Origin of the sequence: Paenibacillus sp. FSL H7-0737 (assembly GCF_000758545.1) — a bacterium.
Lineage (GTDB): Bacteria > Bacillota > Bacilli > Paenibacillales > Paenibacillaceae > Paenibacillus_AQ.
The window spans coordinates 6,039,842-6,064,254 of the sequence record NZ_CP009279.1; the positions used below are offsets into that span (position 1 = coordinate 6,039,842).

Genomic DNA, 24,413 nt, shown 5'->3' on the forward strand with positions numbered 1-24,413 from the left:
ATCAACGTGTTTCTTTACGATGCGCGCACACATGAATTTTATATTTCTTATGCACCCATGAAAACGTTGTGTGAAAGGTCGCCCTTCCATTTTCCGTCTCCATTTACGGCTCTGGTGCATCACCGGGAGGTCCCCGCCGAACATTTCGAACACCTCCACCTCGTCAGCTTACGTCTGCCGTGATCCGTTCAAGCCCTTGTCTACATAACCATGTAGCAGCTTTCCCTTCTCCCCCGCGCTCGACCAAGCTCTGGCGCTTGCTATTGCAAACCTCACAATCCCCGCTTTCCTTCTAGAATGACACTTAATCTATTATATGCACCTTACATTACTTTGGCAATGCTGCACCAACCTAAATTTCACAAATCCCTGTTCAGACGATCCATCCAAAAATAATAAACACCGGTGTAACGAGTCCGAATCGCTCTCGCTCTCTACACCGGCTATATAGGTATGGTAATGAATTATACCAATTCGCGTTGAACCACTTCTACAATTTGATTCACATAAAGATCTAGATCTGCCTTATCAGGGCCTTCTGCCATGACACGGATTAAAGACTCCGTACCCGACGGACGTACAAGCACACGGCCATTGTCGCCTAGCTTGCCTTCTACTTCAGCGATAGCTGCTTCGATAGCCTGGTTGTTAGGATAATTGGTCTTATCTTGTACACGAACATTGACCAGCACCTGCGGGTATTTCGTCATCATGCTCTTAACCTCGCTAAGTTGCTTACCGGAAGCTTTAAGTGTATCTACCAGTTGGATAGCCGTCAGAATACCATCACCTGTTGTATTATAATCAAGGAAGATAACATGTCCGGACTGTTCTCCACCTAGATTAAAACCACCACGGCGCATTTCTTCCATCACATACCGGTCGCCTACAGCTGTTTTAGCAGTGTTCAGGGATAATTTCTCGGTAGCTTTGTAGAATCCGATATTACTCATAACCGTTGATACAATTGTGCTATCCTTCAACTTACCAGCACGATTCATTGCATCCCCACAAATACAGAGAATAAAGTCTCCGTCCACTTCATCGCCTTTATTGTCGATCGCAATCAATCGGTCAGCATCTCCGTCAAAAGCAAGTCCCAAATCCGCTCCATGACGTAATACTTCCTCACGCAAAGTCTCTGGATGTGTCGAACCAAATCCAGCATTAATATTCAATCCATCAGGCTCAGCACCAATAGAAATAACCTCAGCGCCCAGCTCTCTGAACAATCTTGGTGCAAGTTCATACGCTGCGCCGTGAGCACAGTCGAGTACAACCTTAATTCCCTTGAAATCTTGAGAAATGGTTGTCTTCAAATACTCCAGATAGAGGTACTTGGCGTCATTATCAACCGTAACCATACCTAAACCAGAGCCGATAGGACGAGGCAATTCATCTACTTCAGCATCCATTAGTTCTTCAATACGCAGCTCAGTTTCATCCGTAAGCTTGAAACCATCTCCGCCAAAGAACTTAATGCCATTATCTTCAACCGGATTATGTGATGCCGAAATCATGACCCCTGCATCTGCCTTTAATAATCTCGTAATATAGGCAACAGCAGGTGTACTCACTACACCTATACGGATTACATCTGCCCCAATAGACAGCAAACCAGCAATAAGAGCCGATTCGAGCAAAGGTCCGGAAATTCGTGTATCCATCCCAATGACAACCTTTGGTTTATGCACGTTACCCGCTAGTACATATCCTCCACAGCGACCAATGCTATAAGCCATTTCTGCAGTTAATTCACGGTTTGCTACTCCCCGCACACCGTCAGTTCCAAAATACTTCCCCATTATTTTTCTCCTTTGAATACGCTACATTAGCTTAATGTTCTATCCTATGATTTGAATACTATTTTGGTGTACCTTTGGGACATATCCTAAAAGACGTATTTCAATAAAAGGTTACGTTCCCCCTGTACCTACAGGATTTTCGGAATTCGTACTTGTGTTAGCTGTGCCATTATTCTCTGGACTGCTATCCGTGGGGACAGGCGTCGCTGTAGCTCCAACTTCTCCGCTATGTGTAGGCTTCTCAGTGGCCTCCTCATCGCCTATAACAGGTTCAGAGCTTGGCTCAGGAGTAGTTACACTACCCGCGTCTGGATGAGGCGTAGGCACCGGCGTTGCAGGTGACAGCAACTGTACAGTTACCGTAAGAGGCACACTTGAATTAGCCAGTGCGATGAATTTAGGCAGTGATACCCGTAAAGAAACCTCGTGAGTCCCGGCAGTCAGGCCAGTCACATCAGCCACAACACCTATATCGTCTTTATTTAGTTGATTTAGCAAAGTAGGTGCACCTGTTAAGGTAAGGGCTATATCCTTGCTTGTTGGATTAACAATACTTCCTTCAAACTCATCACCGACACCCTGTAACTTAATGGGTACCGCTTCAACCGTCCGTTCAGCAATTTCTGAGATCGTTAATGAAACGTTCACGGTTTCAGGCATTACTTTCTCAGTTCCTGCCGGAGGTTTCAGTTCTACCTTCAGTTGCTTCGTTCCTGCAGAATCTATAGCGCTAAGATCGACACTTGCTTCATAGGTAGATAATGCAGCTAATGCATTGGCTTGACCATATACCACGACTGATTCCAGCTCAGGTGTCACATTTGATAAGACAAGAGAACCCGGAAGTTGTCCGGTAAAGCCGATATCCAGCGGTAAGCTCTTAAAAGGCAAGGTAATTGGCAACTCCACCGAAACGGTAGCCGGCTCAATGACGGCATCCTTTACTTCTTTTCCTTCATTATCATAAGCATGCAGCTTCAATTTCTTCTCTTTAAAGGTTTCGTTCTCGCCATTTAGCTCAATGGTGCCTTGTACCTTCACCACTTTGCTTAACTCATTATCTGGCAGCGTAACCTCAACAGTATCCGTAGGCTGCAAGACTGGGGTACCTAATTGATACCCCGCTGCTGGTTCTCCCTTGGTAACCAATGTTATGGGAAAAGACTTTGTATTTCGCAGCTCTACATGTACATTGACCTCTTTAGGAGTCATTCTGACAAGAGTTACACCTCTAGGTAATGAATATGAGAGTGGCAACGTATTATCTCCAGGCTCAACCTTACTTAGATCAAGGGTCACTTTATAGTCGTCCGAGAACTGAAAAGAGATATCCGAGTTCTTCCCCTTAACCTCCATACTCACACTATCTACATCCTTGTATTCCAGTACAAATTTATCTTTATCTAAACCGATCTCTTCGATCTTTACATTCTCAATAATCTTCGATTTAGTATCGACCGTGGTCTGTCCAACAGGCGCAGTGTCGATACGAACCATAGTAAACAGTATGATCCCAAATGCAAGGGCTAGAATCTTATTGAAATTGTTATTGCTCATCCACTTATCCATGATTTTTGTCCCCCTTCCGTTTCCAGAAAGTTGAACCTTTCTCCTTCAGTGATGAACTTACACTCAGCTCTTGATGGAGCTTCGAAATCATTGATTCTTCCTTAATGTCCCTTACAATTTGACCATTGATGGCCAGAGAAATCTGTCCTGTCTCCTCCGAGACAATGACAGACACCGAGTCCGCAACCTCACTAATCCCGATAGCCGCGCGATGTCTTGTCCCCAGTTCCTTGCTAATAAAAGGGTTCTCGGACAAAGGTAAATAACATGCAGCCGCGGCGATCTGATTCCCCTGCATAATAAGGGCTCCGTCATGCAGAGGGGTGTTAGGTATAAAGATGTTAATCAGCAACTCAGAGCTGACTAAAGAACGCATGGCGATACCCGATTCCGTATATTCATTAAGGCCTGTCTCTCGCTCGAATACGATTAATGCCCCTATTTTTCTATGGGATAAATAATTTACGGCTTTAATCACTTCGCCAATTAATTTACTGAGTTCTTCATCACTTTCCCCAGCCCGTCCGAAAAATTTACCTCGTCCAAGCTGCTCCAGTCCCCTTCGTAATTCCGGCTGAAAGATAATAAAGACCGCCAGCACCCCGAATGTAAACATTTGATTCATTAGCCATTTAAGTGTATAGAGGTCTAGCATGGTACTCACAGCCCAAATCAAAACCAGGACCAGAATCCCCTTCAGCAGCTGAATCGCTCGAGTTCCGCGGACCATATTAAGCACTTTATAAATAATGTAGCTGACGATCAGTATATCAATAATATCTTTAATGGAATCTTTCCATGTTAAGTCTGTAAAATAACTCATTGCCTAAAACCCCCGTCATTTCATATTAGCTGGGTTTATGTAAAATGTCTGTTAGATCTGTATCAATATCTAGGTTATAACGTTCGGGCTCCAGTTGCAAGTTTAGCCCCTCACCCATTTTCTAATTTTTCTAAATTTAGGCAACAAAAAAGCGCCATCTTTCCGGAAAAAGAGGCGCAAAATAATATTCCAGCTCAAGGTAACCACTGTCGCTTTCTTTAACGGTAGGCAACTTCAGAGAACATGTTCGTCACTTTATACCAGAGCCAACTTACTGCTTGGTCTATGCTTTTGACTTGCCCAGAAATATGAGCTGTTGAAGCCTGATACAAAGAACCGTCAATGACTGTTACATTGCCGTTCACTTCCCCATATACCTGTGCTTTACCATTCTCTATGGTAAGGTCACCGGTAATAATCTTGCCGGAAGGTACGATTACAGTATCCCCTTTGATAACCACTTGATCCAGATCTGCCCCTCTAACTACAAGTTGTCTATCTGGACTCCAAAAAGTTACGGAACTCATCAGCATTACGACAAGAAACAGAGATGCCGCTGTAAGTGCAGGGTGTCTCTTGATCCAGGTAACAAAAGCATTTTCTTTCTTGGTCTTTGGCAATGAACTCATTATCCGGCTCACAAGATCATCTGAGGCAACAGGATTCTGATGCATTAGGGAGAACATCAACATATCTGTCTGTTCTAATTCTTTAAACTTTGCACGGCAATCTGGACAGGATAGAAGATGCTCCTTCAACTCCCTCTGCTGCTGATCGGGCAAGTCGTCATCCAAGTAGTCGTGCATCATAGAGACGGCCAGTTTGCATTCCATAGGAGCCAATCCTTTCATGAGTGCTATTTAATTATCCTAAGACAAAGGGTCAGGACACATAAGACTTGCTTAACTTACATACGTCGCTCTCCCAAAGATGTTTCATAAAAAAAAATCTATTTTTACATTTTCGGGCCTAATTTTTTACGTAAAAATTCACGACCTCGGTGTACACGCGTCTTAATCGTGGTTACAGGCATGTCGAGCACATCACTTATTTCCTGAAGCGACAAATCCTGCAGGTATCTAAGAATCATCACAGACCTGTATTTCACAGGCAGACTGTCAATGGCCTCATAGATTAGCCCCTGTGTCTCAGAGAGCAGTAATTCGGTCTCAGGTGTTACATTATCACTTGGAATCAACGAATAGCCGTCAAGGCCCTCCTGATCGTTCATATCTGCATCGAGCGAATAGGTTGGTTTCCGTTTGCGTAATCTATCAATACAGAGGTTCGTTCCAATCCGATAAATCCAGGTAGAGAACTTCTGTTTATCATCATACCGATCCAAGTTTCTATACACACGCAAAAAGGTCTCCTGAACTATATCCTCCGCCTCATGGCGATTGTTCAGCATCCGGTACGCCAGATGATATATTTTGTCTTTATATAGTTCCACAAGCTCGGCAAATGCCCTTTGGTCGCCTTTTAAGGCGAGCTTTGTCAATCTGCCTTCCAAATTCTCCACCTGTTAACTCCCCCAGACTTGCCGCCCTTGGTATTTATTTTCAAATATCCACGGTACAAGCAATTAAATCGTAATTCAAGTTTGTGTAAAAATCAAGGATTGTATTGTAACCTTCTCTGTAAACTGAGTTAAAAACTGGACAACTTGGTATAGGTGATTAAGTGCAGCTTCGAGAAATATTTGGACTTCCGGTCGCTGTTATTGTCAGATTTCCTGATTTAAACCGCTACTCGCGGTAGAAATCTGACAATAAAGGCGATCGCTAACGCTCCTACAGTTCCAAACATTCTCTACGCTGCTCCATCACCTGAATAATAAGTGCCACACTATTTACCTTCGCTTACATCTCGGTTACTTGGGTAGGGCCTGAAAGATCAATATTGGGCAAAGCACATCAATATTTTTCAGGACAAAAGAATCACTTGGCAGCACAATATTTAGTTTATGAGCAAAGTAGCTCGTATTAAGCAACAAAATCATCCCGTCGGTTGAATAGGCTTCTGTTAGTTTAAATTTGTCGCATATGGAGCAGACATTGTTATACTTTCCGCAGGGTTTTCAGTGATTTGGCGAGTAAGAACTCCAGTGTAGGTTTAGGGTTTCATTTTGATGGAACAAATTATAGGGAAAACCTCCCTATAAATTAGGTCACAGCTGTTTTATGACCAAGTTATAAGGAATTTCTCCCTGTATATTGGCCAAATTCAATTAATTACACCAAGTTCAGCTGATATAAAGGGAACAATTCCCTATATTTTATCGAAATGAGCTTGAAATACCGATTTACAGGTAATAATCCCCTTTAATTTAGCATTTTGACCCTGAAGCAGAGAAATATGAAACTTAAAAATGTTTATGTGTGCGAACAGACAGTAATTCTTATAAAGATGCAAATAAACACGGGTTCCAGCGCTCCTTTTGTGCATCCTTTTCACACATTCCTGGCAATGTCCATAACGCGTGTGCCACAGCGCATCGCTTTATTTTCGATCTATGATTCTGCTATCGTAATTTCCTATACAAGCACAAAAAGTCCGCCCCAATAAAGGGCGGACTCTTTGTGTTAAGACTATATCAGCCGGTATTCCGAAGACCAGCGGCAATGCCATTGATGGTAAGCAATACTTCGCGGAGCAATTCGCTATCGTCTCCATCGATTTCACGGAGCGCTCTAAGCTCAGATAGCAATTGAACCTGCAGGTAGCTAAGTGGATCAACGTAAGGATTGCGGAGTCTAATCGACTCCTGAATCACAGGAACGTTATCCAAGATATCCTGCTGGCCAGTAATCTTCAGGATCAACTCAGAGGTCAGTTTGAATTCATCTTCAATCTGGCCAAAGATCCGTTGACGTGCTTCCTCGTTCTTGCCCATGCTGGCGTATTCCTTAGCAATGATCAGGTCCGCTTTTGAAATAGCCATTTGCAGCGTATCTATCAGTGTAGTAAAGAATGAGAAGTTCTCATACATATGCTGCATTATCTTCAGATTCTCTTCCTTACCCTCATAGAAACTCTGCAGTCCGGTTCCAGCAGCATACCACGCTGGAAGCAAATAACGGCTTTGTGTCCACGCAAATACCCACGGAATTGCACGCAAGTCTTCAAAGCGGTCACTGTTCTTCCGTTTGGAAGGGCGTGAACCAATATTAAGCTCTCCAACCTCAGGCAGAGGTGTAGATTCTTTGAAATAAGTCAGGAAGTCCGGATCACGGAATATCAAATCCTGATATTTGTGAAGCGAAACTTCAGAGATACGGGCAACAATCTCTTCCCACTTCTCTTCATATAAATCCGCTTGTGGAATTCTCGCATTGATCGCTGCAGTCACAAGCGCAGATGTCGCTTGCTCTAGACTGCGGTAAGCAATCCCTTGCATCGAATAACGGGAGGAGATAACTTCTCCCTGCTCGGTGATCTTAATGCCGCCGCCAATCGTCGAGGCTGGCTGAGCCAGAATGCTGCGGTTAAGCGGCATGCCGCCACGGCCGAGCGCTCCACCACGACCGTGGAAGAACTTCAGCTTGATTCCGAACTTATCGGCTGTAGCTGTAATCTCTTTCAGAGCAACACGTAGTTCATAGTTAGCAGTAACCACGCCGCCATCTTTGTTACTATCTGAATATCCAAGCATGATTTCCTGCAAATCATTCATTGCTCTTACTGCATCGCGGTAGATAGGCATGCTGAGCAATCTATTCATAATTTGTGGCGCTTCATGCAAATCATCAATTGTTTCAAAAAGTGGCACAGCTTGCAACGTACATACAACTGTACCGTCATTATCTTTGCGGAATAGTCCTACCTCTTTAGAGAAGACCATAACCTCCAGAATATCGCTTGCCGCTTCTGCCATACTGATCAGATAACTAGTGATACATTGTTTGCCGTACTCTTCTTGCGAAGCGAAGATCGTCCGGTACACTGCAAGACATTCCTCTGTACCCTCACTATACGTCTGATAAGAAGAAGTGATTGGACGTGGATCATTCAACAGCTTCTCCAGTAGCTCAATCTTCTCATCTTCAGACAGTTTGGAGTAATCCGGCGTAATGTTCATTTTCGCCAGAATTTCAGTCATAGCATTCTCATGTTCTTGACTGTGCTGACGCACATCAAGTGTCGCCGTATGGAAACCGAACAGCTCCACTTGACGGATCAATTTCTTAATATAAGTGTCGGCCACATAATCGGCATAGTGATGCCGTAAGCTGCGGTCAATCACGTTCAAATCATCGATAAACTCTTCAGGTGTAGAATAACGCTCAAGAGTATCTTTTTTCTCATCATCCAGAACATTTTGTGTCTTGGAGATCATATAGCTAAGCTTAATACGGTAAGGTTCATTATCATTGCGCCATTCTTCCATCTTGCCAAGATTAATGATCTCACGATCAGCTTCAATGGATTCTACTAGCTCAGGTGTCACCTTAACAATACTTGTACTAAAGCTTAGATATTTCATGAGTTCACGCATAATCCGTTGATATTCCCGAATCGCCAGCTTACGCTGCATGCGCAAGGTCTGTGAAGTAACTGTAGAAGTTACCGAAGGGTTACCGTCACGGTCTCCACCAATCCATGAGCCAAAACGCAAGTAGGTTGGTACATGCCAATTCTGCCCTGGGTAGTATTTACTGAGACAACGTTCAAGTTCTTGATAAACATCGGGCAATACATGGAAGATCGTCTCATGGAAATAGTACATCCCATTACGTACTTCATCGAGTACGGTAGGCTTACGGTCACGCAGTTCATCCGTTTGCCATAGCGTAATCACTTCATTTAATAGCTTCTCACGGAGCTGTTCACGCTCCCGGAAGGTTAAGGTAGGGTTATCCAGACCCATAACATCATCAGATATCCGCTTATGAATATCGAGAATAGCACGGCGCATAGCTTCCGTTGGATGTGCCGTCATTACAAGTTCCAGAGATAATCCTGCAATAATCTCGTTAACTTCCTCATGAGAGAAATCACGTTCACGAAGCTCTTTAATCGCGCTTTCTATAGAACCGGGTTGGACTGTCTCCCCAGCTGAACGTTCATAGTCACGTTTGCGGCGAATCCGATGGTTCTGTTCGGCAATATTCACGAGCTGAAAATAAATAGCGAATGCTCTTATTACCTGATGACGGTTCTCTGGATCCAAAGAATTGATTAACTCCTTAAATTCACTGTGCAGTTCAGGTAAAAATAGTGAGCGCAGCGATTTACTGGTTTCGCGAATTTTCTCCACGATCTCTAGTAGTTCGTTACCGCCTTGGTGAACCAAGACCTCTCCTAAAATGTTCCCCAAGAACCGTACGTCCCGTCGCAGCAGATTGTTAGAGTTGCTTTTGCTGACGGTAGTCGTAAGTTCGGTCATGCTGCTCCCCCCATTCTCTTCCGGATCAATGTGTTAATTATTGTCTGTCTAAAAATCGCCTATTAAAGCTTTCCTCATATCATACAATAAAACTGTGTGAAAATCTCCAACTATTTTGCGCTGTAAAGCGACACAGTATCTAAGATTATACACCAATTTCTCAATTTATACAGTCCTTATATTTTATGTATTCTTTCTTATATATAATGGCTCTAGCATACCTTCATTATGTGTATTTAAATACGGAGCGTTCGAATCTGATCGATGAACAGGCCAATAAGAGGAGAATAATGACGATCGCGGTTATACGAATAATAAATATGTCTTTGAAAATTATAATCTGGAATGGTGCGCATTAGCAATCTTCCTCTGGCTACCTCATCCTCCACAGCAAGACGCGATATAAACGAAACGTACTTTCCACTCATAAGCGATTGCTTTATGGCCTCCAGTGAATCCAGTAGAATATAGGTCCTCGGTTCATTCCCCTCACGCTCAAACCATTTATCCGTCAGTTGGCGTGTACTCGACTCCTTGTCATGTAATATAAAACTTGCTGAAGCAATCATAGCCGGATTTAGATTAGAAAATGAGGCAAATTCATGAGATGGCGAAAAAACAAGCACGAGCTCGTCCTCACACAAGGCTTGAGTATGCAGATCTGGTAGATAAAAAGATTCTGTAGACAAAATACCAAGGTCAATCTCATGGCTAGCCAGCATTTCTTTGATTACAGGGGAAGGCTTAACCGATAAAGAGATCGTAATCCCCGGATGTTGTTCTCCAAACAGCCCCAATATTTTTGGAAGAATATAAGTAGCTGGAACGTAACTGGCACCAATCTTAAGCGTTCCCCGCCCCGCCTGACTGAACTCTTTTACAACCCGCTCCGCTTCTGCAGCTAGTGCATTGATTTTAGTCGCATAATGAAGAAACGCTTTTCCACTCTCCGTAAGAATCATTTTATCCATTCTGGATTCAAATAACTTCTCCCCCAATTGCTGCTCTAAATTCTTTAAATGGTACGTAACGGTGGGCTGCTTCAGTCCGAGTTTATCGGCTACTGTAGTTATTTTCTTATGTTTATTTAACAGTTCTACGATTTCCAGCTTGATTAAATTAAGGTTCATTATCATCCACTCCTCGCCTATTCACTAAACGGTAACATAGAAGAATTCTATGAATGTTAAAATAAATCGGCAAAAAAGTTAATATCACAGTTACATTCAGCAAATATAGCGGGAATTCTTTACCTTTACACTAAGAACAAGCTTAAGAACAGGCAGGTAGATAGAGATGAAGGAAATTACAATCCACAGATTGGAAAAGAAATTCGGAGATGTGCATGCCTTGAAGGCTGCAGATCTGAAGATTCCCGCTGGAAGCTTTACGACATTACTCGGTCCTTCAGGTTGTGGAAAGACGACACTACTCCGTCTGATTGCTGGGCTAGAAACACCGGATGCTGGAGAAATCCTAATGGATGACGAGTTTATTTTCTCAGGCAGCAAAAAAATTAGTCGACCCATCCATAGCCGCAACTTTGGCATGGTCTTTCAAGATTTCGCGCTCTGGCCGCATTTAACTGTCTTCGAGAATGTCGCCTTCGGACTTCGTGCCTCTAAGCAGAAAAAGGATTTACGGATTAGGGTTCAGCAAGCCCTTCGATCCGTAAAGCTGGAAGGACTCGAGCTACGCTTTCCCCATCAGCTGTCCGGTGGACAACAGCAAAGGGTTGCTTTTGCCAGAGCTGTAGTTACTAGACCCCAACTCGTATTGTTCGACGAGCCGTTAAGTGCACTGGATGCAGTCTTGCGAGATGAAATGAGGCTGGAGTTAACCTCCTTGGTGAGGAACATGGGTATTACCGCTCTATATGTCACCCATGATCAAACCGAGGCGATGTCTATGTCAGATGAAGTGGTCGTGATGCAAGGTGGAACTATTTTACAAGCAGGTTCTCCTGAGGAGATTTATCAGAAACCCAATCATCCTTTTGTAGCTCATTTTATTGGAAAATCCAACTGGATCGTTCCCGATAAGCAAATGCTTCGTCCGGAACATTTACGTTGGTCTCAGGAGAATGCTTCCTCTCTCCCTTTTACGGGGACGATTCGACATGTGAGCTATATGGGTGATCGCTATGAGGTCATTCTAGAAATGGAGAACCAAACCGCTTGGACCGCTTATCATGATCAACGTCTACCTGTTGGAGAGACGATCCAGGTCTACGCTTCAGAGCACCAGATCCATCATCTGAATTAAGCGTCCACTGCATGGAATAGCTCGTATGATGCTGTTCCATGCAGCAAGATGCAAAAAATATTAGGGAGGCATTCACATTGAAATCAATGAATAACACTAAAGGACTTAGTACACTTCTTCTAACAACTATAATCGGAGCGAGTCTAGCCGGCTGTAGCTCTACTAACACTCCTGCTGCTAACGCAAGCAATCCGACTTCAACCGCTAACACTACAGCTCAAACTGAAGCACCACAACCCACAGAGAAAGCTCTGAGTGGCAGTCTTGTCGTCTACAGCGCAGGTCCTGAAGGTCTAGCCAATAAAATTAAAGACGGCTTTGAAGCCAAAACCGGTGTGAAGGTCGAAATGTTCCAAGGCACTACTGGAAAAATACTAGCCCGTATGGAAGCAGAGAAGTCCAATCCAGTAGTCGATGTTGTTGTTCTTGCCTCCCTTCCGTCCATGCAAGGGATGAAGAATAATGGTTTATTGCTTCCATATAAAGAGGCGGTTAATGCAGATAAGCTCGTTAGCGATTGGTCAGACACAGCAGATGGCAATTATTTTAGCTATAGCGCATCCGCACTGGGGATTGTCTACAATACTAAAAAAGTTAACACACCTCCGACTTCATGGGATGATCTCACTAAAGCGGAATGGAAAGGAACCGTCAATATTCCAGATCCTTCGCTATCTGGCTCGGCTCTAGATTTCGTAACTGGATATTTAAGCGCTAAAGGGGACAGCGGTTGGGATCTTTTTAAACAATACAAAAGCAATGGTGTAGCGATGGCGGGCGCCAATCAGGAGGCACTTGATCCGGTTATTACCGGTGCTAAATCTGTCGTTGCCTCAGGTGTAGATTACATGGCTTACAAGGCAAAAGCTGATGGAGAGCCTGTAGATATCGTCTACCCTGCTGAAGGAACAGTAATTAGCCCTCGCCCGGCTGCGATTATTAAGACAAGTCCGAATGTAGATAATGCCAAGGCTTTTATCGACTATCTTCTATCTGATGAAGCACAAGCGCTAGTTGCTAAAGCCTACTTATTGCCAGGTAGAACCGATGTGAAAGCAGAGAATCGTGCGAATCTCAATGAAATTAAGACATTTGATGTGAAATGGGAATGGATGAACGAACATAGTGATGAAGTTTCCTCGACCTTCACACAAATTTTTAAATAAGCGTAATGAATATTAACTCTTTACGCTCATTTAAATGGGTGAGCGGCGGACTTGCTTTATTTATACTGACAGTGCTCGTACTGCTGCCACTCCTGCTCATTTTTTGGACCAGTATCTATCCCAATGAGCAGTTTGATATAGCCGCGCCACTACGAACCATTATGAGTAGTCATGATCTGGTTGAGGTACTGCTGAATTCTATCGGGCTCGGGGTAAGCGTTATTCTACTAACTACGCTATTTGCACTACCTCTGGCCTGGATTATGGCTAAAACGGACTTAGGGCATCATAATTGGCTGGATGTTGTGCTACTAATTCCTTTTATGACTCCGCCATACATTGGTTCAATGGGTTGGATGTTATTTATGCAGACGGGTGGGTATATGGAACAGTTTCTGCCCGCTTCCTCCGTGCTGACTCCGTATTTCTTTAGTTATGGAGGGATGGTGCTGATCATGAGCCTGCATTTATTCCCCTTCCTGTATTTACTGCTGCGTAATGCGCTCTTGCAGATCGGGGGCAATCTGGAGGAAGCAGCCTCTGTTCATGGTGCTCCGTTCTTTTACAGATTTAAAAAAGTGATCATTCCCTTGCTGTTATCCAGCTATGGGCTTGGGGCTCTTCTGATCTTCGTCAAAACGATTGCTGAATTTGGTACCCCTGCGACCTTTGGTCGTAGGATCGGCTTTTACGTTCTGACCTCTGAGATCCATAAGTATATCTCTAGTTGGCCAATAGATTTTGGAAAGGCTACTTCACTAGCTTCCTTGCTGCTCGGAGTTTGTCTCGTCATGTGGTACATCCAGACTCTAATTAGCAGCCGCTTTTCTTATCGCTTAATAGGCGGAAAAGGGACTCGTACCAAACGTTATAAAAGTACTGGAATTGTAGGGGTTCTTAGTTGGGGATATGTTGTTCTATTACTTCTAGCATCTATCGGCATTCCCTATTTCTCGATCATTACAGCCTCATTGTTGAAGCTGCGAGGAGAAGGCGTATCATGGAGCAATTTAACCTTGAAACATTATGCAGAGCTGCTATCACCGGGTTCTCAGGGTCTTGAGGCTTTATTAAATAGCTTCACATTAGCCATCGTTGCTTCCAGTATCGCGGTTATTCTTGGGACTTGGTTTGCCTTAACTGTAGGAAAAGGAGCTACATTCAAGCAGAAAATTACAGATCTATTCAGCCTACTTCCCAACACAGTTCCTGGAATTGTAATTGTAGTAGGGCTAATCCTGCTATGGAATGCTCGCTGGATGCCTATTCCGCTCTATAATACCTACTGGATGGTTGTGCTTACCTACGTTGTACTATTCATCCCCTATACTGTTCAGTATGTAAAAGCGAGCTATGGGCAGATCGATTCTTCCCTTATGCAAGCGGGACAAGTATTCGGAGGAAGCAAGCTTTATGTGTTCCGCCGTATCCTGCTTCCACTCATTCTACCGGGGATGGTGGCTGGATGGATGATGACCTTCACCATTTCCAATCGGGAACTGGTAGCCTCCTTACTCATTCTTCCACCTTCAATGCAGACATCGGCGACCTATATTTTTGCCCAGTTTGAACAAGGTGCAGTAGCGATGGGGATGGCCATGGCAGTAATCTCTGTCGGCGTTACTACTATATTACTACTAGTATTAGAATATTTAAGCCCAGATAGAAAGCGGAGACAACGATGAGCACACTAACGATTTGGGGAGGGGCCGGAGAGCATGGCCGTTCCTCCTATCTTTTGCAGAACAAAGATGGGCAATCTGGTATTCTACTCGATTGTGGTGTCAAAAAAGAAGGTCCAGGTGAATACCCCCTGCTTGATACAGACATCATCCCGCATTTGCAGGCAGTGTTTCTGTCCCATGCGCATGAGGATCATTCCATAGCACTTCCCCTACTATATAAGTATGGATATTCAGGTAAGGTATGGACAACGAAAGCTACCGTTAAACAGCTTCCCGATTATTTCGAAGCTTGGGATAAATATGTGGCTGCTCAGTCCGCATCACTGCCTTATGGAGAAATAGATAAGCAATCTATTCAGTTCATGTATTTGGAGGAGCATATCCCCCCTCAGACTTGGCTGAGGATTGCACCTAATCTTCGAGTACAATGGGGGCGAAGCGGACATTTAGCAGGTTCGGTTTGGCTGATCCTCGAATGGGACGGAACAGTCGTATTTTTCTCAGGGGATTATACGAAGGAGTCGCTGCTGCTCATGGCAGATTCACCTACGATTATGGAAGCCGGAGCTAAAGATGTCGTCGATCTATCCATTATCGATGCCGCATACGGCGCTGATCCTGATGAGCAGCTTATAAAGTTACAGCAATTAGAGTCAGCGATCTGTAACACTCTGCAAAATGGGGGTTCAATCCTCCTTCCGGTGCCTATCCATGGCAGAAGCCAGGAATTGATCGTATGGGCAAGCGAGTGTTTCCCGGATGATCAGCTGATCGTCGAAGAAGAGCTCATAGCACCTTTAAGAGGTTTGAGCGATAAGACCGAATGGCTAAAAGAGGGCGCTATTCAGCGCGTTGATATGCTTTTTAATAGAAAGAACTTGTGTATTATATCTAATTCAGAGGAACGAGCAAAGGCATTGTTGAATCTCAAGAGCTCAATCGTGTTTACCAATGATGGAATGATGCAGTCGGCAAAAGCACAAGAGTATTTTCATCAGCTCTCTGCTTCTCCTAAGAACCATGTGATTTTCACGGGACATTTGGCGGCAGGCAGTTTCGGGCACCGTCTCGTTAAACATTCTATGGTAGAAGAATCTAGCGACATGAGATGTACAGTCTCACTCATTCGCTATAAGGTCCACCAAGGCTTACCGGATATTCGAGAAATGCTCCAAACGATTCCTAGCCGCCGGTCGGTGCTCGTTCATGCTCCCAAATCGCATATTGATCATGTCACTTCTATATTAGAAGGAGAAGGTTTTGCAGGGCTGTACTCTTTGCTGCCTGGAAGTACGCTTTCGTTCTGAAGCTTAACTATGTAATCTCGTAAAAAAAACAATGGGGCTCTTCCTTAGGTCTATGTAGACGTTTTGGAACAGCCCTTTTTAATGATTCGTACCGATTATCCATTTACTCTTTCGTCGTCCCCGGTCGATCCTTAAAAGCTAGCTCAAACAACCCCGTCGCAGATAAACCAGCCAACCCCCCAGCCCAAAGGCGAAGGACGATATCCAGTTCGGTAAAAGGATACGCTGCCGCTCCGATGAGCAAACCTATTAATAGTCCGATAATTGGGACTGCATTACGCGGGATGTTGATACTATTTTTGGCCAATTGAACCAGAGCAAGTACGAATACAGCTAATATTGAGGCAAATGCCATAACATCATCTAAAATCTCTCTAGTTTCCATGATAGACACCTCCTTAGTGAGTACTTTTAATCTCAACCGTTCTAGTGGCGGAATCATAACCCACCTGTGCACCTAGCGCTTCTGCAATAATACGAACGGGAACGTAGGTGATGCCTTTTTCAAGCACTCCATCTGCAATCTTAACCCCGTTAACCTTTACGACGGCAATAACATCACTCTTCAAGTCTTCCTCCTCCTTCCGATGGATGATTTTGTACGCTGCCTCCACTGCGGATGTTGAGGGCTTGCCCCCTGCACGTAACTGTGTGAGCGTTAACCCAAAAGCCATTTGAAAATGTGGGTAATCCTTAAAGCTAGTCCAATCGCCTCCCCATTCGAATCCAAGTGCCTTGGCCTCTTTTACAACCTCCTGCCAATCTGCGATCTGGTTGTTATTGTCGTCCCGGCGCATATCCCAAGACACACTCGATCCATTCGGCAGCAAAAGAGCAAAATCTACGGCTAGTCCAAAATTGTGGTAGCTATACCCGCCACGCGCATTGGTAACAATCGCTCCAGGCTTAGTGCGTCCTTGTGCGTAAAGAGCATCCTGCTCAGCAATTGTGCGAAGACCCTGCGTAATGAGAATGGGGATGTTGAGCTTGTAGCAACGCTCGATTAGAGCAGTAGCAGCGGAACGGACTACGGGGTGTAGACCTGTTAGGCGTGAGGCTGATTTATTTTTTACCTGCATTAGTGTCAACATGATGATCCTCTTTTCTGTCTATCTTTTTCAGATAAATAAATTGGTCATATTTCCCGGAACGGGTCAATATTGCGAGTATGATGATCCCACCAGTTGTACCGAAATGGGCGATAGCCCAGCTATATTGCAGCCAAATTAGCCATGCTGCCGAGTCCGCTCCTAGTAGAGCTACCAAACGGAATAGTAGAATGATTAACATATTGAATGTATGGGCCATTAAGAAAAAAAGCATAGCCAGCATAAACACGCTGACCACACCTTTTCGGAATCGTTCATAAAAATATTGCCTGTGGCGATAAATGATATATAATCCGCAGGCTGCAGTAGTGCTATATAGCAACAATAATAAAAAATCAATCATGTGCATCATGATCCCCTCGATCATAGACTAAATATTTGGCGAATCGGTTACGATCAATCTCCTCCTGAATTTCCTGCGAGACATTTTTATAATGACTTATGGTCAGCGTAACGCTGGTAGAGGCTCTGCGGAGCTCCATCTCTTTATCAACATGCCGGGGGAGAAGCAGCCGCCGAATCCATTGTGACAGCATTCCTAACTCCCCCTGTCTTCCGTATGGTCAATCTTCAGTTTCTTTAAGACGTCCAGTGTCGGCTGCATAAACTCCGAGCGCTCCTTGTCCAGAATCGCTTGCAGACGATCCCGATCCTCCTCTGCACGATCCAGCAGTTCTCGCGGTACAAGGTGTTCCCTTTGACAATCGCACGCAATAATACCATGAGCACGATCATCAAAATAAACGCAACAATATAAGCCAGCCCATACTTATCCGCCAGCGGCAGCAGCTTCTCCAATTGCGCAATATCCCCCTCTTTCATTCGTCCGCTCCTTTCTGTAATGATGTTGATGCAAGATAGCCCCCGGCACACCGAGGGCACAAAAAAACACGCTCCTGTGTGGGCGTGCTAGTTACTTAGCTGATGCTGCTTGCTCGGTCGTATTATTTTCAGCAAAATGAATATCTGATCGCTTCTCCATAATCTGTGCCCTAACCAAAATCTGATTGTCAGCCTGCATGTTATATGATGAGATGATATCCTCTATAGGACCTTCCTCACGATCGTAACGAGTCATGCAGGCATTAGCCATCAAGCGGATTTTGGCGGCTGTTAATGAATCCATAGTCATAGTGTATGAACCTCCTAGTAGTATTAGATGCTTAGTAGTTCAGCAATAATGACTTCAACGTCTTGAAGACGATCCTGCAAAGCAGTATTTTCTACGCGCAGTTGTTCGACTTCGCTTAATTCTGGCGGTTTGTTAGCTTCTGCTTCTAGGTACGCTTGCCACGCTGCTTCGAGTTCTTCTTCTGTAGGTTGTGGGGCGTCTAGGTTCCAGGCGGCGATGTATGGACCGCGTTCAATAATGTCGTAGTCTTTGCCTTCGACTAGTCGATTAAAATCCACTGCATAACGATAGTGTACCCCTTCTATTAACTTGGATTCATCTTCTTCTAATGGGCGGATCTCGTAGCGTATGTGACCATCTACGCCTTCGCGTAATACAGGTTCAGGACCGTCATCCCGCACCATAAAGTCATGCACTGGGTCAGATTTTGGGTGCATGTGCATAATTGCTGCTGATATGTTCATTATAATTCCTCCATTACGCAATTTGAGATACCTTGAATCTTGAATATATAGAATCAGTCGTTATGCTTTTATCTATAGAATTATGATGCTGCACATAGGCTTCAAGTTTGTCTCCGGCATTTATAAGGAGCATAGCAGTTAAAGATAGCTGTATGTCGCCACCAGAGTTCACTGGTATACCATAAGTACCTATTTCTCTGTTTGTTCCGTTTCTATAAATTTGGAGGTAATGAGAAGTTAGTGCTTCCGGCGAACTAACTACAATAGAACATTCAATTAGATAAAGCCCTGATTTCGCTGCTGTAAACATACTCGTCGAAGGGTTATATTCACCGAGATTGTCGTAATACTCAGTTTGGAAATTAATCTTTGTTAAAATAGCTTTCGGAACCACTTGATTAGTAGATGGTATGGCAGAAAAGGCACTTCGTTTTGAAAATGTATTATCTCCCCAAGGGTTAAGAACTCCACTAGTGATGATACCATTTAATGAGCCTTCGGAAGTTATTCCTGATGGCTGTGAGCCATATTTATAGATTGAACCGCCATGACTAGCGTAAAGACCCACGCCATTCGCTTGCCCCGTGTTATCGAGTGATGTAACAATCGAAGCACTTCCGACTATTATTCCAAAGTTTCGTCCAGATACCGAAGAATTTCTAATGTCTGCGTTTTGACCTGCAATATTAATGCCCGGATAATTAGCGGTAGTTTCACAGGAGCAATTTTTAATGTCGATGTTTCCGCCGTCATACGCATTAAAACCCATTGAGGTTGTGGTATTAGCAGAAAAACCGTCTATAACAATACGATTGCACCGTTCAGCCACGAAGGAGCGGATAGTTACAGAAGTACCCATAAATTGAACATGACCACCGCCTACTTTGCCGCTTATTCTCACATCTTCGGCATAGGTTCCAGATGCAACATTTATAGATGCAGTATGATTAACAACTTGAGGAATCATGCCGATAGCCCTATTGATTGTTTTAAATGCCCCTGCTGCCGTATTGGCTGAACCGTTGTTTGTGTCGTTCCCATCCGTCCGCACATAGTAAGTAATATCAGCCGTCGTCTGCTGCGGTGTAGTAACCAAAGGCGCCTTACCATTCAACTGCCCCTGAATCCCACTAGTCACCCCATCCAAATACCCAAACTCTGCGTTCGAGACCACGCCAGTCCCAATCTTCGAAGCATCAATCCCAGCCGCAGAATTAACGTCTGCATTTACAATCACTCCAGTCGCAATAGCCGTAACTCCATCACCATTACTAGTAACATCCCCCGTGTGATTAGGATGCACATAATTATTCGCTCCCGTAGCAATACCCGCCAGCTTAGTTTTCTCAGCTGCGGTGTAATCGTTGGTCGACAGCTGTTTGCCAGTAACTTTATCGACCTTGCTAGTAACGGCATTATCCAAGATGTCCATATTCCCATTTAAATCGGCAATATCAACGATATCTGTTCCCTCGGGCTTCTTTAATCCCAAATTTCCTGTGGTTTGCATGTGTCACTCTCCTATCTATAAGTTCTTAATTCATTCCATGTTTTACTGTGGGCATTCTCCCAGTTTAAAACCTTAACAGAGTCCCACCAGGTATAGCTGAACACAAATTCATAAGCTAAATGCGCGGGTTTAATCTCTTCAATAATTTGAATTAGCCCTGCCATATTCGGAGGGATCCCCAGCGTACTCACAAAATGAATCTCAAAACGGTACTCATCAGGCACTTCCTTAACTTCAACCACTCCACCTGAAAAAGCGGACGCTGTCCGCTGGATCATCTCCGGCGTTGTCGTCCCGTTTCCACGCAGCTTCGCCTTAATCATCTCTCGGCGTGTGGCATATGACTTGGATGAATCAATATTTAGTCCAAGCTCAGCCTCCCAACGTCCAAGGCTCACCGTTGCTGTTTCAACAAACGCCTGATCCAGTACATCTATAGTACCTACCTTCAGTCCACCAATTTCTAGCCCGATGGTCTCCTGAAGCTTCTCCATTTCACGAACATTCTTATAATAATCCGGCAAATACTGCATTAGATCAGGCGCTTCGACTTCACCCGGATGGCTCGAATCTTTATCTGCCGAATATTGCAATTCGCTGTATAAAGAGCTGCCGTAACTCATCCTCTACACCCCCTTCAGTTGATTCCAGGTTAGGGGGCCTTTGGGCAAATAATCATGTGTATGCGCCGCCGGAGGGAATACCGCTGGTTTACCCGCTACACCCGCCCAAGCTACACTATCCGCTTGTTGCGCGAAATCCACCTTGCCATTGTTATTCGTATCGTAAATGCTTTTCAGCATATCTCCGGTACTCTGCGCGGCTACCAGTAAGACATTACCAGCTGCAGAACCAATGTACAGCTTGCCACTGTCTGTACAATAGCCAAGCTCACCAATAGCCAGTGCTCCAATCGCACTTTCCAATCCGCGGCGTATTTGAATCAATGTCTTTAAAGCCATTGTCCCGCCCCCTAGAAAGTTCCGCCATCAATACTGGCTACGGTAAGTTTATTGCCATTCGCAGCATCATAAATGATGCTACTTCCATCCACACTTACAGCTACACCGGATCCATCTACGGTGATCCCTTTTCCAGCCGTCACCGCAATCGCGTCTGCAGTAACCGTGATCCCATTACCTGCACCAATATTCAGCGTCACAGCATCGGCTTGACCGCCGCCGATCAGCCCGTTACCAGCGGTAATAGTCTGTAACGCACCACCTGTGCGCACCCATGCGCTACCGTTCCAGCTATAAATCTTCTGCTCATCATCGACGTAAGCGGTCCAGCCTACAGCCGGAACATAAAATACCCAAGCGGCAGATTGATATTCAACGATTTGATTCGTTTTCCCCGCCCATGCCCCGGTTGCTCCAGCTGGAATAATGTATCGATCACCCTCAACCGGACTGGCTGGTGGAGCCAGCAGGTTCTGATCTTTTACCGACGCTTGCGGTTCAATGTTATGCTTGGCCAGCTCAATTTCATTTTTAATCTTTTGCGCTGACCACAAATCTGTAATCGTAGTCCCGGCATCATTGATCGTCCGGTGCTTGGTCACATCATCAATATGAGTCTTAATCTCAGCCGCGGTCTTTACGTTCGTGCCATCTGATACTTTATTGATATGCCCCGCACTAATATCCGCTTTAAGCACCTTCGCATAGGTTGCTCCATCAGCGATATCATCAATTGTACCTGTCAGATCGCTAAGCTTCTGCGCATTCATCCGCCGCCAGGCTGCCCCATCATCAAAATACAAATATCCGCTATTCGTACCCGTAGTCACGTAATACAAACGGCCAACGGCTCCTGCAACTGGACGAGAGGCTTCTGGACCCGATAGTGCCCTTCCGACCATGGAATTGGAAGTCCCATCACCAACATAAACTTCCTTAGTGTCACTGCAAAAACCAAGCTCTCCTACCTTCAACACGCCATAACTCGTTAGTTCAGCCTTTGTTCCCCGCTTTATTTGTATGGTCTGTGCCATTTTACACCTCTCTTCTAAAAGATCCCCCGTCAATCTGGCCCTTGCTCTTATAACGTTCTATTTCAGTTTGAACAGCAGTAAGACTTTCCTGCAAACCGTTAATATCCTCTGCTTCAACGGTATCGCCGGGGGTTTCGTAAGTCACATAAACCTCGGGCACATCGGCAAAAATCTTAATCAACCGCCGCCATGGCGCTTCATCCGGAAAAGACACCGTAAAATTACGCAGCTCGATCCCGGAATACTGTGACCCTGTGTACACTGCGATGGTCTGATTATTGATGTTGTCATGCGCAAGCGCACCACTATACATGCCATTTACAAGCGGTAATCTCTCTTCAATAACATAGCTGCCGCCGTTTGCTTTTTTATTAAGCTTTTCTTGAAAAATATCAACTTTCTCCGGATAACCCATGCTACACCTCCAGTAAAACATTGCCGAACAATGGAATTTCTTCTTCGTTCAACATTACGTTGCCCGCTCCACCGTTCAGCTTCAGCTCACTGTAATCTGCGACTCCCTCAGTAGCTAGCAATAGGGCACCGATTACAGACTGGCTAATATAGGTTGCTGAAAAAGCCTTCTCTTTGCGATAGCTCTCAAGAATCGCCTTAAATTCTTCATTTACAGCTTGCAGCGCATAACCTGAAGCAAGGGTTACTTTTGCGCTTACACTAATACTTTTGCCCTTCGCTGACGCCACAGTTACAACAGCACCTACGGGGGCTTTCCCCTCACCCGCTCCAGAGACCGGATCAATGTAATGCTGAACCTTTGTCACCAGCAGCTCAGAAGCAGGAAGTTTCTCGGCATCCACAACAATCACTTTCACCGTCTTAGGACCGTTCCATAACGGAAAAACACGTGCACCTCCCACCCCTACAACCTGCATAGCCCACTCCATATAGTGATATTTATTGCCGCTAGTAGCTGGGCGTCTGGCTGAATCCAAATAACGCTGCCGTAGCGATTCATCCGATTCGGAGTTCTCCCCAGGGATCAGAAGGGAAGCTATTTCCCCACGCGCGAGGTCTGAAATATAATCCACCGGCAGCAAAGAGCCAAAATATCGGTTTCCTTCTTCTCCAGCGGTTTCACTCTCCAACCGGTACACTCCAGGAGATAGCTTCTCCACAGCCATATAATTCAGCATATCGAGTGAAAAGCGGCTTCCGAGAGGGACATCTACAAATCCTCCATCCGCTTTATAAAAAATCCCCTTCAGTTGCGCTTTGCTCGCTTCTCGCCTAACAATTCCTGACCAGGATATACTTCGCTCCAAGTACTCTCCGGTCGCCGTATCTGCAAAATACAGATTATTATTCACATCCAGCTCAATGTACATCTGCGCGAGCTCTGCTGCTGCCGGAGCGAGCGCGTCATAAATAATGCTGCCCTCGCGTTTATCCAGACCTGACGGAACCCGGTCCAGCATCCGCTCTAAAAGAGCCTCATACGTCTGATTCTCATACATCCTCATTCCACTCCTTTCTCAGCTGAAAATTTCCGTAACGTGTAACCACCTTGCAGTCAAAAGTTAAGTTTTCTCCGGTAAAAGAAACCTCAATATTTTCTAAGCTAAGGATTCGTTCATCCTGAAGTAAGGCCTCATTAATGACACGTCTGATTTCAGCTCTGACTAACAGCCGATCCTTACCCAGAACCAGCTGCCACTCTGTTCCGTAATCCGAACTGTAAATCAGATGTTCAAATCTATCGGTTCGCAGAATTTTGGCCGCTGCCTGCTGCACTGCCTCAAGTCCATCCACTTGGCCAGTGATCCTTTTTCTGTCCCAATCCATTCGGTAAGTTAGACTGGGGCTTTCCCCACGTTCAAGGTTGACCTCGCCTTCAAGAAGGGCAGTTATCGGTCCAGATTTTCCAATCGCAGGAATCATATCGGACTCACCAGCCGATCCAGAACAATATAGCTTTGTCCACCCTGCATCCGAACCATCAGAACCCGATCACCAGAGGCAAGCCCTCGACGCACTACCACTTCTCTACCCTCTAGTTCGACTTTACATTCCATTACCGATTCAGGCAGCACTAGCGCATTCCCCGATAAAATAAAACGTTGATCCACCTGGATCTGCAAAGGAGCTACCTCCGTTACCGTCCCATAAGAAAAAGCCACGGGATTTGTATTTCCCACGGCTCCTAAGCTTGCTTTTTTTATAATATCCAACATC

At 44.8% G+C, this 24,413-nt stretch carries 26 protein-coding genes; 4 read left to right on the forward strand and 22 right to left on the reverse strand.

Going from position 1 to position 24,413, the window contains the following annotated elements; all coding sequences use genetic code 11:
• Positions 1 to 464: 464 nt before the first annotated feature.
• The 7 genes from glmM to H70737_RS26320 all read right to left on the reverse strand — a co-directional run bounded on the left by glmM (position 465) and on the right by H70737_RS26320 (position 10,716).
• Positions 465 to 1,805 carry a phosphoglucosamine mutase gene (gene glmM, locus H70737_RS26290; RefSeq protein WP_042192071.1) on the reverse strand — a complete coding sequence of 447 codons (1,341 nt, stop codon included), beginning with the start codon at positions 1,803 to 1,805 and terminating at the stop codon, positions 465 to 467.
• 111 nt (positions 1,806 to 1,916) lie between these two features.
• On the reverse strand, positions 1,917 to 3,374 hold the full coding sequence (locus H70737_RS26295) for a CdaR family protein (RefSeq protein ID WP_052404438.1): 1,458 nt from the start codon (positions 3,372 to 3,374) through the stop codon (positions 1,917 to 1,919).
• Positions 3,367 to 4,197, reverse strand: a complete 831-nt coding sequence (gene cdaA, locus H70737_RS26300) for a diadenylate cyclase CdaA (protein ID WP_042192076.1) — start codon at positions 4,195 to 4,197, stop codon at positions 3,367 to 3,369. The genes H70737_RS26295 and cdaA overlap by 8 nt, the downstream gene beginning before the upstream one ends.
• Positions 4,198 to 4,415: 218 nt before the next feature.
• A complete protein-coding gene (locus tag H70737_RS26305) occupies positions 4,416 to 5,030 on the reverse strand; it encodes a zf-HC2 domain-containing protein (RefSeq protein ID WP_042192079.1) in 615 nt (204 codons plus the stop codon).
• Between the two features lie 122 nt (positions 5,031 to 5,152).
• On the reverse strand, positions 5,153 to 5,719 hold the full coding sequence (gene sigW, locus H70737_RS26310) for an RNA polymerase sigma factor SigW (RefSeq protein WP_042192081.1): 567 nt from the start codon (positions 5,717 to 5,719) through the stop codon (positions 5,153 to 5,155).
• 1,074 nt (positions 5,720 to 6,793) lie between these two features.
• Positions 6,794 to 9,586 (reverse strand): phosphoenolpyruvate carboxylase, encoded by a 2,793-nt coding sequence (gene ppc / locus H70737_RS26315; RefSeq protein WP_042192083.1) that lies wholly within the window; start codon positions 9,584 to 9,586, stop codon positions 6,794 to 6,796.
• A 236-nt stretch (positions 9,587 to 9,822) separates the two neighbouring features.
• A complete protein-coding gene (locus H70737_RS26320) occupies positions 9,823 to 10,716 on the reverse strand; it encodes a LysR family transcriptional regulator (RefSeq protein WP_042192084.1) in 894 nt (297 codons plus the stop codon).
• A gap of 166 nt (positions 10,717 to 10,882) precedes the next feature.
• On the opposite strand from H70737_RS26320, the gene H70737_RS26325 reads away from it, so the two are divergent.
• From H70737_RS26325 to H70737_RS26340, 4 genes are all read left to right on the forward strand, one after another.
• A complete protein-coding gene (locus tag H70737_RS26325) occupies positions 10,883 to 11,851 on the forward strand; it encodes an ABC transporter ATP-binding protein (RefSeq protein ID WP_042192087.1) in 969 nt (322 codons plus the stop codon).
• A gap of 86 nt (positions 11,852 to 11,937) precedes the next feature.
• Positions 11,938 to 13,017, forward strand: a complete 1,080-nt coding sequence (locus H70737_RS26330) for an ABC transporter substrate-binding protein (protein WP_042194588.1) — start codon at positions 11,938 to 11,940, stop codon at positions 13,015 to 13,017.
• A gap of 5 nt (positions 13,018 to 13,022) precedes the next feature.
• The gene (locus H70737_RS26335; protein ID WP_042192089.1) at positions 13,023 to 14,702 is read left to right on the forward strand and encodes an ABC transporter permease; all 1,680 of its coding nucleotides are present in this window, start codon (positions 13,023 to 13,025) and stop codon (positions 14,700 to 14,702) included.
• Complete coding sequence (locus H70737_RS26340) at positions 14,699 to 16,009, forward strand: MBL fold metallo-hydrolase (RefSeq protein WP_042192091.1); 1,311 nt, start codon at positions 14,699 to 14,701, stop codon at positions 16,007 to 16,009. The genes H70737_RS26335 and H70737_RS26340 overlap by 4 nt, the downstream gene beginning before the upstream one ends.
• 103 nt (positions 16,010 to 16,112) lie before the next feature.
• On the opposite strand, the gene H70737_RS26345 is transcribed toward H70737_RS26340, so the two are convergent.
• The 15 genes from H70737_RS26345 to H70737_RS26415 form a co-directional block, all read right to left on the reverse strand.
• Complete coding sequence (locus H70737_RS26345) at positions 16,113 to 16,394, reverse strand: holin (RefSeq protein ID WP_042192092.1); 282 nt, start codon at positions 16,392 to 16,394, stop codon at positions 16,113 to 16,115.
• 13 nt (positions 16,395 to 16,407) lie between these two features.
• Complete coding sequence (locus H70737_RS26350) at positions 16,408 to 17,100, reverse strand: M15 family metallopeptidase (protein ID WP_052404439.1); 693 nt, start codon at positions 17,098 to 17,100, stop codon at positions 16,408 to 16,410.
• Positions 17,072 to 17,461 (reverse strand): hypothetical protein, encoded by a 390-nt coding sequence (locus H70737_RS26355; protein WP_042192098.1) that lies wholly within the window; start codon positions 17,459 to 17,461, stop codon positions 17,072 to 17,074. Before H70737_RS26355 ends, H70737_RS26350 begins: the two co-directional genes overlap by 29 nt.
• Positions 17,454 to 17,654, reverse strand: coding sequence for a hypothetical protein (locus H70737_RS26360; RefSeq protein WP_036681274.1), 201 nt, complete (start codon positions 17,652 to 17,654; stop codon positions 17,454 to 17,456). The genes H70737_RS26355 and H70737_RS26360 overlap by 8 nt, the downstream gene beginning before the upstream one ends.
• 43 nt (positions 17,655 to 17,697) lie before the next feature.
• The gene (locus H70737_RS26365) at positions 17,698 to 17,940 is read right to left on the reverse strand and encodes a hypothetical protein (RefSeq protein WP_042192100.1); all 243 of its coding nucleotides are present in this window, start codon (positions 17,938 to 17,940) and stop codon (positions 17,698 to 17,700) included.
• Between the two features lie 91 nt (positions 17,941 to 18,031).
• Complete coding sequence (locus tag H70737_RS26370) at positions 18,032 to 18,250, reverse strand: hypothetical protein (RefSeq protein ID WP_042192102.1); 219 nt, start codon at positions 18,248 to 18,250, stop codon at positions 18,032 to 18,034.
• A gap of 23 nt (positions 18,251 to 18,273) precedes the next feature.
• Positions 18,274 to 18,714 (reverse strand): XkdW family protein, encoded by a 441-nt coding sequence (locus H70737_RS26375; RefSeq protein WP_042192104.1) that lies wholly within the window; start codon positions 18,712 to 18,714, stop codon positions 18,274 to 18,276.
• 13 nt (positions 18,715 to 18,727) lie between these two features.
• Positions 18,728 to 20,224 (reverse strand): C1q-like domain-containing protein, encoded by a 1,497-nt coding sequence (locus H70737_RS26380; RefSeq protein WP_042192106.1) that lies wholly within the window; start codon positions 20,222 to 20,224, stop codon positions 18,728 to 18,730.
• A gap of 11 nt (positions 20,225 to 20,235) precedes the next feature.
• Positions 20,236 to 20,847: a putative phage tail protein gene (locus H70737_RS26385; protein WP_042192108.1), complete on the reverse strand. Its 612-nt coding sequence runs from the start codon at positions 20,845 to 20,847 to the stop codon at positions 20,236 to 20,238.
• A gap of 3 nt (positions 20,848 to 20,850) precedes the next feature.
• Complete coding sequence (locus tag H70737_RS26390) at positions 20,851 to 21,186, reverse strand: hyaluronate lyase N-terminal domain-containing protein (RefSeq protein ID WP_076300996.1); 336 nt, start codon at positions 21,184 to 21,186, stop codon at positions 20,851 to 20,853.
• An 11-nt stretch (positions 21,187 to 21,197) separates the two neighbouring features.
• Positions 21,198 to 22,220 (reverse strand): DUF2793 domain-containing protein, encoded by a 1,023-nt coding sequence (locus tag H70737_RS26395; protein WP_042192110.1) that lies wholly within the window; start codon positions 22,218 to 22,220, stop codon positions 21,198 to 21,200.
• A gap of 1 nt (position 22,221) precedes the next feature.
• Entirely contained in the window at positions 22,222 to 22,635 is a 414-nt protein-coding gene (locus tag H70737_RS26400) for a hypothetical protein (RefSeq protein WP_042192112.1), read from the reverse strand.
• A gap of 1 nt (position 22,636) precedes the next feature.
• Positions 22,637 to 23,695, reverse strand: coding sequence for a baseplate J/gp47 family protein (locus H70737_RS26405; RefSeq protein ID WP_042192114.1), 1,059 nt, complete (start codon positions 23,693 to 23,695; stop codon positions 22,637 to 22,639).
• Positions 23,688 to 24,119, reverse strand: a complete 432-nt coding sequence (locus tag H70737_RS26410; RefSeq protein ID WP_042192117.1) for a DUF2634 domain-containing protein — start codon at positions 24,117 to 24,119, stop codon at positions 23,688 to 23,690. The genes H70737_RS26405 and H70737_RS26410 overlap by 8 nt, the downstream gene beginning before the upstream one ends.
• Positions 24,116 to 24,412, reverse strand: a complete 297-nt coding sequence (locus H70737_RS26415) for a DUF2577 domain-containing protein (RefSeq protein ID WP_042132514.1) — start codon at positions 24,410 to 24,412, stop codon at positions 24,116 to 24,118. Before H70737_RS26415 ends, H70737_RS26410 begins: the two co-directional genes overlap by 4 nt.
• Position 24,413 lies beyond the last annotated feature (1 nt).